Source organism: Chloroflexota bacterium (assembly GCA_015478725.1).
In the GTDB taxonomy this organism is placed as follows: Bacteria; Chloroflexota; Limnocylindria; order Limnocylindrales; family CSP1-4; genus C-114.
The window spans coordinates 20,614-33,442 of the sequence record JADMIG010000025.1 but is presented as its reverse complement, the minus strand read 5'-3'; the positions used below and the strand labels follow the sequence as shown (position 1 = coordinate 33,442).

Here is a 12,829-nt window from a genome sequence, read left to right as displayed (position 1 = left end):
TCCGGCACGGTCGATGCCTCGACACGGCCGATGCGCCAGCACCGAACCCCCTCGGCGCGGAGAGCGACCTCGATCGCGTCAGCCCGTTCGGCCGACACAGCGGCGAGGAGCCCGCCGGAGGTCTGCGGATCGTGGGCGAGGACGACGAGATCCCGCGCGACCGACGCCGCCACGGTGAGTGCGTCGTGGACGAAGCGGCGATTGTGGGCGGCACCCCCGGTCTCGATGCCCGCGGCCGCGAGGTCGATCGCGCCGTCGAGCGCCGGCAGTGCGGCGGCCTCGATGACGAACCGGACGCCTCCAGCCCGAGCCATCTCGAGCCCGTGCCCGAGGAGTCCGAACCCAGTCACGTCCGTCGCGGAGCGCACCTCCTCGCGGACGAGGACCTCCGACGCAGTCCGATTGAGCATCCGCATCGACTCGACGGCGGCCGCGAAGGCGGCGTCCGTCGCCTCGGGTCGCCCCTCTCGCCGGCCGCTCACGAGGAGGCCGGTCCCGATGGGCTTCGTGAGGAGCAGGACGTCGCCCGGTCGCGCGCCACCCTTGCGCAGGAGCCGGTCCGGGTGGACCGCCCCCGTGACCGCCAGACCGTACTTCGGCTCCCGGTCGCGGATCGTGTGGCCGCCCGCGAGCACGCCGCCCGCCTCCCGCACCTTCGCCGAGGCACCGTCGAAGATCGCGCGCATCGTGTCGCGTGGCAGCTCCTCGGGGAAGGCCGCGATCGACAAGGCGAAGAGCACCCGACCACCCATCGCGAACACGTCCGAGAGGGCGTTCGCCGCCGCGATCTCGCCGTACGTCCGGGCATCGTCGACGAGCGGCGGGAAGAAGTCGAGCGTGCCGACGATCGCGAGGTCGTCCGCCACCCGATACACGGCGGCGTCATCCGGCTCGGCGAGGCCGGCGAGGAGCTCGCTCGGCGCCGCCTCCGCTCCGAGGCCGCGCAGCGCGTCCGCGAGCAGGTCCGCGCCGAGCTTCGCGGCACAGCCGCCGCAGTCGGTGTAGTCGGTGAGGCGGATGGACGCCGGTGCGACGGGGGCGGAGATCCGGGTGGACGCGGTCACCCGCCGATGATAGGACGGACGGCCGATGACCCGGCGCCGCCCCGACGACCGGCCACGGGCCGTCGCGCTACCATCGACTCGGGAGCGGAGGGGTCCCGGTGGGTCCCCCGGTCTTCAACACCGGTGGCGCCACGCTCGACGTGACGCGGTGGGTTCGACTCCCATGCGCTCCCGCCAGACCGCCTGCAGCAGAAGACCGCATGACCCGACCCGCGACCAGCCGTCCGTCCCCGACCCGCCGTCCGTCCCCGAACCGACCGCCGAGTGTCGAGCGGGTGCTCACGCTCGCACGGGAAGGACTGACGGACGCGCCGCCGACCCACGAGGCGCTCGCGCGGGTAGCCCGCGAGGTCATCGCGGATGAGCGGGAACGCCTCGCCGCGGGTGCGTCGATCCGCCCGGTCGGCGAGCTTGCCGCCGAGGTCATCCGGCGCCTGGACGGCCTCGTCCGCGAGCGGGCGCCACGCGCCGTCATCAACGCGACCGGGGTGATCGTCCACACGAACCTCGGTCGGGCGCCGTGGCCGGTTGCCGCCATCGAGGCGGCGGATGCGGCCGCGCGGGGTTACCTCCTCCTCGAGATGGACCCGGAGACCGGCCGTCGCGGGACGCGATCCGGAGCCGCCGAGGCGCACCTGGTCGCCCTCACCGGCGCGGCGGACGCGCTCGTCGTCAACAACAACGCGGCGGCCGTCGCGCTCGCGGTCGGCCTCGCCGGCCGGGGCGGCGGCATCGCCGTCTCGCGCGGCGAGCTCGTGGAGATCGGCGGCGGGGTTCGGATCCCGGAGATCGTCCGCCGGGCGGGCGCGCGGCTCGTCGAGGTCGGGACGACGAACCGGACGCGGGCAGCGGATTTCGGGGATGCCTTCGGAATCCGCCCCGTGCGGGTCGTGCTGCGGATCCATCCATCGAACTTCCGGCAGTCCGGGTTCACCGAATCGCCGGACCCTCGCGCGCTTGCCGAGCTCGCCCACGCGCACGGCGCGATCGTCATCGACGATCTCGGGTCGGGTGCCCTGCTCGACACGGCGGCCTACGGCCTGGCGCACGAGCCGACACCCGCCGACGCCCTCGCCGACGGCGCGGACATCGTCACGTTCAGCGGCGACAAGCTCCTCGGCGGCCCCCAGGCGGGCCTCATCGTCGGCCGGGCGGACCTCATCGGCCGGCTCCGACGCGACCCGCTCGCCCGGGCGATGCGGCCGGACAAGGTCACGCTCGCCGCCCTCGCCGCGACGCTCGGCCTCTACCGGGCAGGCCGGGCGGTCGCCGAGATCCCCGTGTGGCGGATGATCGCCCTGCCGGCAGCGACCCTCCGGACGCGAGCCGACGCACTCGCGAGGATGGTCGCGGCGGTGATCGCCCGCGATTCGAGCGCCTCGGTCGAGGCCGTCGAGCTCCGCGCCACCGTCGGCGGCGGATCCCTGCCCGGCGAGACGCTGCCCTCATGTGGAGTCGCGATCCGACGCGGGTCGGCCGATCGGCTGCTGCGGCGCCTCCGATCGGGTGATCCGGCGATCATCGGACGGATCGCGGACGGTGCCGTTCTCCTCGATCTCCGGACGGTCGACCCGGCGGACGACGACCGCCTCGCGGCGGCGCTGCACACGGCACTCGCGGCCGCCGCCGACGACGCCCCACCCGACGCCGCGCCCGAGCCCGCGGCACCCGGCGGTGAGCGATGACCCTCGTCGTCGGGACGGCCGGCCACATCGACCACGGCAAGACGTCCCTCCTCCGAGCCCTGACGGGCATCGATGCCGACCGGCTGCCCGAGGAGCGTCGGCGGGGGATGACGATCGACGTCGGGTACGCCCACCTCCGGCTGCCCGACGGCGACGAGCTCGACTTCGTCGATGTGCCCGGCCACGACCGCCTCATCGGCAACATGCTCGTCGGAGCCGGCGAGATCGATGCCGCCCTCCTCGTGGTCGCGGCGGATGACGGACCTCGGGCGCAGACGCTCGAGCACCTCGAGCTCCTCGACGCGCTCGGCATCGCGAACGGGGTCGTCGCGGTCACCAAGATCGACGTCGTCGATGCGGAGCGGGTCGCCGCGGTCGTCGCCGACGTCGGCCGGATCCTCGGGAGGACCATGCTTGCCGGCTCGCCGATCGTGCCGGTCGCCTCGCTCCGTGGAGACGGGATCGACGAGCTCCGTGCCCGCCTGAGCGAGCTTCGCGACCGTGCCCGGGACCGAGCCGCGGTGAAGCCCGGAACGGGACGATCACCGCGGCTCGCCGTGGATCGCGTGTTCAGCGTCAAGGGCCGCGGAACGGTGGTCACCGGATCGCTCCGCGGTGGTCCCCTCGTCCGTGGCGACGTCCTCCGCCTCGAGCCCGGCGGCCGCACGGTCCGGGCGCGGGAGATCCAGGTCCACGGGGCGACGGTGGCGTCGGCCCCGGGTGGTGGGCGCGTCGCCATGAACCTCGCCGGCGTCATGGATCCGCCGCCGGTCCGCGGTGACGTGCTCACGATGGACCGCGCGGTCGTCGCGACGCAGGAGATCCTCGCCGTCCTCCGCCGCCCGGCGGCACTCGACGATCGCGCACCGCGGCGGCCGAACTGGCCACCCGATCCGGGCTCCGTCACGCGGCTCCACCTCGGGACCGCGTCCACCGAGGCGCGGGTGGGCCGCGGGCGACGTGATCTCGCGGACCTGCCCGATGGGCGACGGGTCGTCCGTCTCCGCCTGGACCGGCCGATCGCGGCCGCGATCGGCGACGCCTTCGTCCTTCGCCGTCCGTCACCGGTCGGCGCCGTGGCCGGAGGCGTCATCCTCGATCCGCAGCCACCCATCGGGGCCTCGCGGCGGAGGGTCACCGCCGAGCGACTCGTGGCGCTCCTCCCATCGGAGGCCGGCGTCTCCAACAACGTCGCGGCAAGACTCGATCTTCACGGTGTCCTGCTGGAGGTCCCGGGCGAGCTCGATCCCCACGCCGGGCGGACGGTCCCCGGGCGGGTCCTCGCCGGCCACCGGCTCGCTCCCGACCTAGACGTGGCGATCCAGGCGGACCTCCTCGCGGCGATCGAGGCGAGCAGCCACCCCGGCGGCGATCCCGGTGTCTCGAGCTCCGAGCTTCGGGCCGGTCTCGCCCGGGCGATCCGTCGACGGGTGACGGTGGATCATCGGGCGGCCCTCGAGATCTCCAGCGCCGTCGTCGATTCGCTCGTGGCGGAAGGTCGGCTCACCCGCAGCGGGGATCGTCTCCTGGCCGCAGGCACGTCGGCCGACCGTGGCCCGAGTCCGGAGATGGTCGCGTCGATGGCTCGACTCGAGCGGATCCTCGCGGTGCCGGCTCCTCCGGCCCTCGGCGACGCGTTGCGCGCGTCGGGTTCGACGCCGGAGGCGGCGCGGCTGCTCGAACGATCAGGCCGGATCGTCCGTCTCGACGACGACCTCGCCTACGCAGCCACGACGTTCGCCGAGCTCGGGGCGACGGCGCTCCGCCTTTCGACGGCTGGGCCGGTGACGCCGGCGAGCTTCCGCGACGCCACGGGGACAAGCCGAAAGTACGTCATGGCGATCCTCGAGGAGCTCGATCGACGCGGCGTCCTGCGGCGCACGCCGGCCGGACATGTCGCGGGGCCGAGAGCGCCGCGGTGACGCCGGATGCGACGGTGCGGCGCGACCGGCGCGACCGGCGCGGCGCGGCGCAGCGTGCCGTGGCGGGGATCGTCCTCGCGGGCGGGCGATCGCGGCGATTCGGTCGCGACAAGCTGGCCGCATCGATGCCCGATGGAAGGACCGTCCTCACCCACGCCGCGGAGGCAGTCGCGAGCGTCGTCGACCTCGTGGCCGTCGTCATCTCACCTGAGGGGCCGATCCCCGACGCCCTGCCTCCGAACGTTCTCGTCGTCCGGGATGCGCAGGCGTTCGATGGGCCGGTCGCCGGCATCCTCGCCGGGCTCGAGGCGCTCGGCGGCACCGCTGAATCGATCGTCGTCGTCGCGGGAGGCGACATGCCGTGGATGCTCCCGGACGTGTTGCGACTGCTCGTCGACGCGCTCGAGGCGGATCCGGACGCGACCTGTGCGCGCCTCGGGTCGCCGACAGCGGTTGCGGCCGCCACCGTGGATGAGCCAACCGCCCTCCTGCCGTGCGCGCTCCGCCTCGGCGCAGCGAGGGCCGCTGCGCGATCGGCGTTCGCCGAGGACGATCGGCGAGTGCACCGCCTCCTCGGGCGACTTGCGACCGCCGTGGTGGACGGTCAGCGGTGGCGAACGATCGACCCGGACGGCTGGACGATCCGCGACGTGGACCGGCCGGCAGACCTGGACGATCGACCTCTTTAACGCCGAGCGACAGACGCCCGGTCAGCAGCGTTCGGGACTCTCCTGCGACGGGCGTTCGGCCCTGCTAATGTCGCTGCTCAGCGGGCGCTGGCCTCGATTCGACTGGTGAGGTGATGGGCGGGTGATCATCGACGGTCGCGCGATCCCGGGCGGATCCTCTCTGGCCAGCGACATCTGCATCGTCGGCGGAGGACCGGCCGGTATCTCGCTCGCGACGCGGCTCGCATCCGATCCCCGCCTCACCGTCTGCCTCATCGAGAGCGGCGGCCTCGAGTTCGATGAGGCGACGCAGGAGCTCGCCCGCGCCGAGGTCGTCGGCCTGCCCGCGTACCCCCTGCATGAGACTCGCATCCGTGCCCTCGGCGGATCGAGCTGGTCCTGGGGCGGGATCTGCACCCCACTCGACGAACTCGCGTTCACGGAGCGGGCGGGGGTCCCCGACGGGGGATGGCCGTTCCCGCAATCGACGCTGGAGCCGTACCTCGAGGACGCGTTCACGCTGTGCGAGATCACGCCGGAGGCCAGACGCGAGGCCGATGCGGCGAGCGCGGCGCGCGTCCGGCTGTCCGGGCTCGAGGGCGGACCCGCCGTCGTGACGCCGGTCTATTTCAGCCCACCGACCCGATTCGGCAGGACGCAGCGCGCCCGGCTCGAGTCGGCCGCGAACGTGACCATCTGCCTCCGGTCGACGGCCGTCGGACTGGACATGGACACGTCCACCGGCAGGATCGCGACCCTCCGGGTCCGTTGCCTGACCGGGCATGAGTACCAGGTGGACGCCAGGTTCTACGTGCTGGCGGCGGGGGGCATCGAGAACGCCCGCCTGCTGCTCGTATCGAACGGGACGCACGAGCGCGGGCTCGGAAACGACTCCGGCCACGTCGGCAGGCACTTCATGGACCATCCCCGGGTGAAGGACCGGTATCGAGTGCGATCCGGCGACACCCGACTTGGCCGGCTCGTCGGCGGCGGTGCCGCGGGCACCCTGCGGTTCCTCCGATTGAGCGTGGCGCCCGAGGTCCAGCGCCGCGAGGGCCTGCTCACCTACCACGCGAACGTCCAGTTCGGCTATGCCGGCCAGCGGAGCCCGCAATGGGATGCCGTCCGCCGGATCGTGATCGCGACCCGGCCTCCGTGGAACGAGAGCCCGTACTACCAGGACGCTGGCGGAGGCCGGATCCACGTGCGGCGGAGGGACGTGATGACCGCCCTCCGTCGACCCGACCGTTCTCTGCTCGCCACCCTGGGCGCCGCGACGGAGCACCCGGCGCTCCGGCGCTTCCTCGAGATCGTCAGCACCATCGAGCAGGTGCCGGATCCAGACAATCGGGTCGAGGTCGTGGCCGAGCGCGATGTCCTCGGCACGCCGAAGGTCCGGGTGCACTGGAACACGGGGGAGGCGGAGCGTCAGACCTATCGCCGGAGCCTCGAGCTGCTCCTCGACTCGCTCGAGCAGCTCGAACCGGGCATCCGCTCGGCAAACCTTGACGGGACGGACCCCTGGCCGTCGCGGATCGTCGGCAACTGGCATCACCTCGGCACGACCCGGATGCACGCGGACCCGACAGGGGGGGTCGTGGACCCGGATTGCCGGGTCAATGGGATCGACAATCTCTACGTGGCGGGCAGTTCCGTCTTTCCCACGTCCGGATCGACATCTCCGACCCTGACGATCGTCCAGCTCGCCCTGCGTCTCGCCGACCACCTCTCCCAGCGCCTGGACACCGTGGCCTAAGTGCCGACCCGCCGGGGCCGGTCGCGCGTCGGGTCGGCAGCGCGCGTCGGGTCGGGTGACGGAGCCCGGCCACGAGTGATGCTTCGTGCAGGTGCCTCGTGGGATGGGTCCTGAGGGTCGTCAGGTCCTGTTGGCTGGGCTCCGGCCCGCGGTGTCTCGCCTGGGCCTCGCGATAAGATGCATCCACGGGATAGCGCGGACGACGCATCCGCAGGAGGACCGCTTGTCTAACCCACACCCGAAGTGGGTCCTGGTCTCGGGTCCGGATCAGTCACGGGCGGCGGTGGTGGCGGTCCGGGGTCTGGCCGCTGCCGGTTACCGAGCGGCCGTGACGGTCAGCGGGAAGGCCTCCCTGGCGGCCGCGTCGCGCTACTGCCTGCGTCGAGTCGCTGTTCCTTCGGCCGACGTGGACCCAGCTGGTTACGCGGCGGCAGTCCGCGCCGAACTGGCCAGCCACAACTATCTCACGGTACTGCCGGCAAGCGACATCGCCGCGATCGCACTCGAGCGCCCTGAGTCGCGTTTCATGGATAAGCTCTACACCGCGCAGCAGGCAACCCTGGCGGGTCTGATGATCCCGCCCAGCCGCGTCTTCGATTCCTATGCAGCGCTTCGGGCGGCGGAGTCAGAGCTGACCTACCCGGTGATCGTCAAGCCCGCTGTCAAGCGATTCCTGGCTGAGCGTGCGGACCGCCCCGAGCAACTCGCTCGCGTAGCAGACTTGCCCGGGCGACTCATCGTGCAGCCCTTCCTGAATGACCCGCTGCATGGATTACTCGGGCTCACCTGGCGAGGGCGATTGGTCGCTGCCGTGCATTTTCGTTACCTGCGAATCTGGCCCTTCCCGGCGGGGACAGTGGCGGCTGCCGAAACTGTGACGCCAGACTACCGACTCGAGGAGCGTTTCGGGCGGCTGCTTGCCGAACACGACGGGCTCTTCCATGCTGACCTCGCGGGCCCCTACTTGCTCGACCTCAACCCGCGCATCCACGCTACGCTTGCGCTCGCCGCTGCGTCCGGCGTCGACCTTCTTGCAGACTACTGCGCCTTGCTGGAGGACCGCGCGCCTGAGGCGGTCCGTGGTCGGCCGGGTGTCTTCTATCGTTGGATGGAGGGCGACCTGCGCAGCCTCATCCGAGGTGTTCGCGAGGGCCGCATCTCGCTACCCACAGCTTTGTTGGCGGCCCGTCCGCGGCGCCGGACGGCCCACGGTCTGGAGTCTCTGCGGGACCCCGGGCCATTCCTTGAGCGCTTCCGCTTCCTGCGTGGCGAGTTGGAGCTGCGGGGAAGGCGCCGCCGCGACGAACGGCGGCGTGCACGCGAGGAGGCTCCCACGAGGCGCGATTGAGTCGAGAGACATCGGCGCTGATGAGTCCCACGACTTCGTTGGCCGGACCTTCAAGCGCGGGATCGCCTTGGTCGGCCGCGAGCAGCACGGCCCGGGCGGGGCTGCCGTCGCCATCGACCAGCTTCAGCGGGAGACAGACGAGGGTGTAGCGACCCGGTGGTACGCCATCAAGGTCGAGGCCCTCGACGATCACCATCCCGGCCTCGAGGAGCGCGACGTGCGTCGGGCGGCCGGGCGTCCGATATGGCTCGATCGACAGCCCATCGATCCCGACCAGCCGGACGCCGTGGCGGATCAGCCAGAGCGCGCCATCGTGGGCGAGCCCGACGTAGTCCGAGGGATACTCGGCCGCCGGGTTGCGCCAGAACGCCGAGTTCCGGGTGCGGAGCAGGAGCCGTCGGAGCCCGGGCGGAAGGCCCAGCGCCTCGAGGTCTCGCGCACCGATCGCGCGCGGCACGGCCGTGCAGTCGACCACGAGAGCCTCGCCGATCAGTTTCGTCCAGCGGCAGTCGGTCAGCGCCCGGTGCGTCGTCGAGCAGGTGGGACGGCGCGTCGACATGCGTTCCCGCGTGCGTGCCGATCCGTAACTCGGACACATTGGTCGCGTCCCCGCGGTCGCGCCGAAGGACATCGTGCACGGAGAGGGCCGTGTTGCCGCTAAAAACCGTCAGGCGGCTCGAGAGCGGAAGCGAGACGTCGATGACCCGCATCACCGAACGGTGTGCCCATCCGAACCATCTGGCAGAGATCCATCGGGTCCGCTCCCGTGGACGACGTGGTCCACAGCAACTCGCCGGAGCCACGCCTCGAGATCGCCGGGGATGTGCCGTCCTCCCTCCAGGATGGCCTCGACGACCGGACACCCGTGACGTCCCCGGACCCGGAATCGGACCCGCGCCGCCAGGACGTCGGGCTCGCGAAAGGCTCGCAACACGGCCCAGCCCTCGATGGCAAGCGCCGCTCGCCGATCCCAGGTCCCTTGAGCCGACGCGCGCGCCAGGGCGATGACGGCACCCGCGGCCGGACCAAAGAGGCCCGCCGCCGATCGCACCCCCTCCGGGTCAACGCCCAGGAGCTCCCGAACGTTCTTCTCGTGGAGCGCCCGCTCGTTCGGGTGTCCGTCACGCCGCATGCCGTTGAGGAGCAGCTTGAAGAGACCCTCTGCGCCGGGACGGAGACGCCTGAAGCCGCGAGGATCGAGCGTCGCCATGGGCATCAGATCGTCGAGGACGAAGAGGGTCGAACCGCGCCACAGTCGACGGGCCTTCACCCCCATCTCGAGGAAGGTCGCGTGCCCCGGTGCCACGGCGATGAGATTCAGGCCGCCGGGGATGTGTCGACAGGTGACGACGGGACCAACCCCGTGCCCCATTGCCCAGCGGCAGAACTCTGCCTCGATGGTCGGCCAGTCGGACGCCGCCGCGGCGGCGTCGATATCGCCGGTCCCGGTGAACGCCGACTCGGCGTTCTTCCAGACGAGCCAACGCGGCGAGGTCGTGGTAAGCCTGCGCAACAGCGGGAGCCAGAGATCTGTGCGGTCAGCGGCGGATGTGTTCGTCCGGACCTCCTTCGTTGCCTTGGCTTCCTCCAAGACGTGGCTGTTCAGGACGCCATCGCCGACGCCGACTCGGGCTCAGAGCACGATCTTCCTGGCCGTGTGGCCCTCGGCGAGGCCGGTGCTCGACCGACACTCGATCCCTCGAAGCCGCAGGAGAGCCCAGAATGTCGCCTCGGTGAACCAATGCCGCTCGAGTTGGCTCGGGAAGTGCCGCATGAGCAGCTCGACCTTCCGACGTGCGATCACCTCCGGGATCTCGACGTACGCGTTCGGCGTGCCGAGATCGCCGTCGTACTTTGGGATCTCGTACTCAAGGATCAGCTGGTCACGGAAGGTGTTCCAGGTCAATTCCGCGATCAGGCGATGATCCTGGTGCGCATCTTCGCGACGATGGGTGAGGACGAGGTCCGGCGGTGGACCATCCTTGAGCGATTCGAAGACATCCTTCACCGCCGCGCCCTCGTAGGGGAAGTATCCGTCGCGCATCTCGGCCAGCGTGACCTCGCGGTCCGGGACGCCGTGGAGAACGGCCTCGGCCGCTATCCGGGCCTCGTCGGCCCGGGGTCCGGATGCGCTCAGGACGACCCAGCGGACGGAGCGCAGACGACCCTCATCGGCGAGGCGCATGATCGTGGCGCCACAGCCGATCTCGATATCGTCCGCGTGGGCCCCGATCGCAAGGAGGCGGAGACCCGCCGATCCGGGTAGGCCCTCCCCGCCATCGATCGTGAGCCGGCGCATCGTCATCAGCGTTCTCCGCTGGTGGTCCAGACGGCCCACGGTGGGCGTCCGGCCTCGTTCAGCTCTTCGAGTTCGCGATGCTGGCTGAGCGTGTCCATGGTGGCCCAGAATCCGTCCCACGGATAGGCGATCAACCGACGTTCATCGATCAGGCGCTGGAAACCCTCCACCACGAGCTCCTCCCCCGGCCTGAGGTGATCGAAGATGGACCGCCGGAGCAGAAAGAAGCCGCCGTTCATCCGGATCCCGCCGTCACCGACGTTCCGGATCGCCGTCACCGATCCATCCGGACCCTGATGCACCAGGTCGAAGAAACCGGGCGGCTTCACCGAGAGCAGGCCGGCGACGGCCTCCCCGGCCATGAAGTCACGGATCAGGGCGTCCAGCGGCGCATCCGTGAGGCAATCGCCGTACGTGGCGAGGAACACCTCTTCGTCTGCCACGTACCGTCGGACGGCGAGGAGCCGTTCACCGATCGTGGCATGCAGGCCGGTGTCGACGAAGGTGATCCGCCAGTCCTCGATGTCCCTGCCGGCCAGCTCAAGCGAACGACCGCCGTCGGTCAGCACGAAGTCATTCGACAGCGCTTCCTTGTAGTGAAGGAAGTACTCCTTGATGGCGCCGGCGCCGTGTCCGAGGCAGAGGATGAACTCGGTGTGACCGAAGTGGGCGTAGTAGCGCATCACGTGCCACAGGATGGGTCGGGCACCGATCGGGATCATCGGCTTGGGGACGGGGCCGTACTCGCGCAGCCGCACGCCCTGCCCACCACAGAAGATGACGACCTTCATTGACCGGCCTCAGCCATCCTGACATCCGGGATCGCGGTGAGGAAGCGGCCACCCCAGTCGCCGATGTAGGAGAGCTGCGCCCGGATCTCGCGGCCGAGATTCCACGGCAGGATCCAGACATGATCCGGCCGCGTCTCTGCGATGCGATCCGGGTGGTGGATCGGCAGGTGCGTGCCGGGCGTGAACCGACCCTGCTTGTAGGTGTTCCGGTCCACGGTGTACTGAACCAGGTCGGTTCGGATCCCGCAATAGTTGAGGAGCGTGTTCGCCTTGCCAGGGGCGCCGTAACCGACCACCGTCCGACCGTCGCGTCGAGCGTCGATGAGGAACCCGAGAAGGTCACGTTTGATGGCCTCGACACGGGTTCCGAACGCCTGATACGTGGCGACTTCGCCCAGCCCGGCCGCAGCCTCATCTCGCAGCACCGCTTCCACCCGATCCGAAGCCTCGGCTCCGGCGCCGGCATGCCGGCCGAAGATCCGGAGGGAGCCGCCGTGGGATGGCAGCTCCTCCACATCCACGACCGCCAGCCCGTGCGCCTCGAAGATGCGCCGGACCGTGGCCAGCGAGAAATACGAGAAGTGCTCGTGGTAGATCGTGTCGAACTGGTTGCCCGAGATGAGCCGCATGAGATGGGGGACCTCGATCGACACGAGTCCGGACGGTGCGAGGAGATCGACGACGCCGGCGACGAAGTCGTTGAGATCGGGCACCTGGGCCAGGACGTTGTTGCCGATCACCAGGTCCGCCGCTCCCTCGTCAGCGCGGACCTCGCGGGCGACCGCCGCGCCGAAGAAGGCGGTTCGCGTGCGAACGCCGCGCTCCTCCGCCGACACCGCGACATTCAACGCAGGGTCGATCCCCAGGACGCGGATCCCGCGATGGACGAAGTGCTGGAGCAGGTAGCCATCATTGCTGCCCAGTTCGACGACGAAGCCCCTCTCCCCGAGGTCCAGACGCTCGACCATCGCGGCGGTGTACCGTCTCGCGTGCTCGACCCAGCTGTCCGAGAACGACGAGAAGTAGGCATATTCCGTGAAGATCGCATCCGGGCTCACGTACGCCGGAAGCTGAACGAGAAGGCACACGCCGCAGATGCGGACACGGAGAGGATAGAAGGGCTCCATGCGCTCAAGCTCATCGGCGGCAAGGAAGCTCTCGCAGAGGGGCGACATCCCGAGATCGATGACGACATGCTCAAGAGGCGCGCCGCAGAACCGGCACGATCGGTCGATCGGATCGGACGGGTTGGCGCCGGGGGCCGCGGGCGGATTCGTCATGAACGGGTCGCGGATC

At 70.7% G+C, this 12,829-nt stretch carries 11 protein-coding genes and 1 tRNA gene; 6 read left to right on the top strand and 6 right to left on the bottom strand.

All coding sequences use genetic code 11. The annotated features are described in order from the left end of the window. Positions 1-1,019, bottom strand: a 1,019-nt coding sequence (selD, locus tag IVW53_12645; GenBank protein ID MBF6606421.1) for a selenide, water dikinase SelD, incomplete at its 3' end; no start/stop codon positions are given. A 125-nt stretch (positions 1,020-1,144) separates the two neighbouring features. Here selD and IVW53_12640 point away from each other — a divergent pair. The 6 genes from IVW53_12640 (at position 1,145) to IVW53_12615 (ending at position 8,443) form a co-directional block, all read left to right on the top strand. Beyond that, positions 1,145-1,241: transfer RNA gene (locus IVW53_12640), tRNA-Sec, on the top strand. Positions 1,242-1,264: 23 nt separating this feature from the next. After that, positions 1,265-2,749: an L-seryl-tRNA(Sec) selenium transferase gene (locus IVW53_12635; GenBank protein MBF6606420.1), complete on the top strand. Its 1,485-nt coding sequence runs from the start codon at positions 1,265-1,267 to the stop codon at positions 2,747-2,749. Beyond that, a complete protein-coding gene (selB, locus tag IVW53_12630; protein ID MBF6606419.1) occupies positions 2,746-4,671 on the top strand; it encodes a selenocysteine-specific translation elongation factor in 1,926 nt (641 codons plus the stop codon). The genes IVW53_12635 and selB overlap by 4 nt, the downstream gene beginning before the upstream one ends. Beyond that, on the top strand, positions 4,668-5,360 hold the full coding sequence (locus tag IVW53_12625) for a molybdenum cofactor guanylyltransferase (protein ID MBF6606418.1): 693 nt from the start codon (positions 4,668-4,670) through the stop codon (positions 5,358-5,360). The genes selB and IVW53_12625 overlap by 4 nt, the downstream gene beginning before the upstream one ends. Positions 5,361-5,481: 121 nt before the next feature. Further along, entirely contained in the window at positions 5,482-7,095 is a 1,614-nt protein-coding gene (locus IVW53_12620) for a GMC family oxidoreductase (GenBank protein ID MBF6606417.1), read from the top strand. A gap of 328 nt (positions 7,096-7,423) precedes the next feature. Continuing rightward, the gene (locus IVW53_12615) at positions 7,424-8,443 is read left to right on the top strand and encodes a hypothetical protein (GenBank protein MBF6606416.1); all 1,020 of its coding nucleotides are present in this window, start codon (positions 7,424-7,426) and stop codon (positions 8,441-8,443) included. A 167-nt stretch (positions 8,444-8,610) separates the two neighbouring features. Here the strand turns inward: IVW53_12615 and IVW53_12610 are convergent, their stop codons facing one another. From IVW53_12610 to IVW53_12590, 5 genes are all read right to left on the bottom strand, one after another. After that, positions 8,611-9,153: a cyclase family protein gene (locus IVW53_12610; GenBank protein ID MBF6606415.1), complete on the bottom strand. Its 543-nt coding sequence runs from the start codon at positions 9,151-9,153 to the stop codon at positions 8,611-8,613. Next, positions 9,153-9,956: a hypothetical protein gene (locus IVW53_12605; GenBank protein MBF6606414.1), complete on the bottom strand. Its 804-nt coding sequence runs from the start codon at positions 9,954-9,956 to the stop codon at positions 9,153-9,155. Before IVW53_12605 ends, IVW53_12610 begins: the two co-directional genes overlap by 1 nt. Positions 9,957-10,076: 120 nt before the next feature. Then, a complete protein-coding gene (locus tag IVW53_12600; GenBank protein MBF6606413.1) occupies positions 10,077-10,742 on the bottom strand; it encodes a PIG-L family deacetylase in 666 nt (221 codons plus the stop codon). Between the two features lie 5 nt (positions 10,743-10,747). Further along, entirely contained in the window at positions 10,748-11,533 is a 786-nt protein-coding gene (locus tag IVW53_12595) for a glucose-1-phosphate cytidylyltransferase (protein ID MBF6606412.1), read from the bottom strand. Beyond that, positions 11,530-12,813, bottom strand: coding sequence for a class I SAM-dependent methyltransferase (locus tag IVW53_12590; protein MBF6606411.1), 1,284 nt, complete (start codon positions 12,811-12,813; stop codon positions 11,530-11,532). The genes IVW53_12595 and IVW53_12590 overlap by 4 nt, the downstream gene beginning before the upstream one ends. Positions 12,814-12,829: the final 16 nt, after the last annotated feature.

Coding starts and splice junctions, on each gene's coding strand:
- IVW53_12635 (MBF6606420.1), top strand. CDS start 1,265: ATGACCCGACCCGCGACCAGCCGTCCGTCCCCGACCCGCCGTCCGTCC.
- selB (MBF6606419.1), top strand. CDS start 2,746: ATGACCCTCGTCGTCGGGACGGCCGGCCACATCGACCACGGCAAGACG.
- IVW53_12590 (MBF6606411.1), bottom strand. CDS start 12,813: ATGACGAATCCGCCCGCGGCCCCCGGCGCCAACCCGTCCGATCCGATC.
- IVW53_12600 (MBF6606413.1), bottom strand. CDS start 10,742: ATGCGCCGGCTCACGATCGATGGCGGGGAGGGCCTACCCGGATCGGCG.
- IVW53_12595 (MBF6606412.1), bottom strand. CDS start 11,533: ATGAAGGTCGTCATCTTCTGTGGTGGGCAGGGCGTGCGGCTGCGCGAG.
- IVW53_12610 (MBF6606415.1), bottom strand. CDS start 9,153: ATGCGGGTCATCGACGTCTCGCTTCCGCTCTCGAGCCGCCTGACGGTT.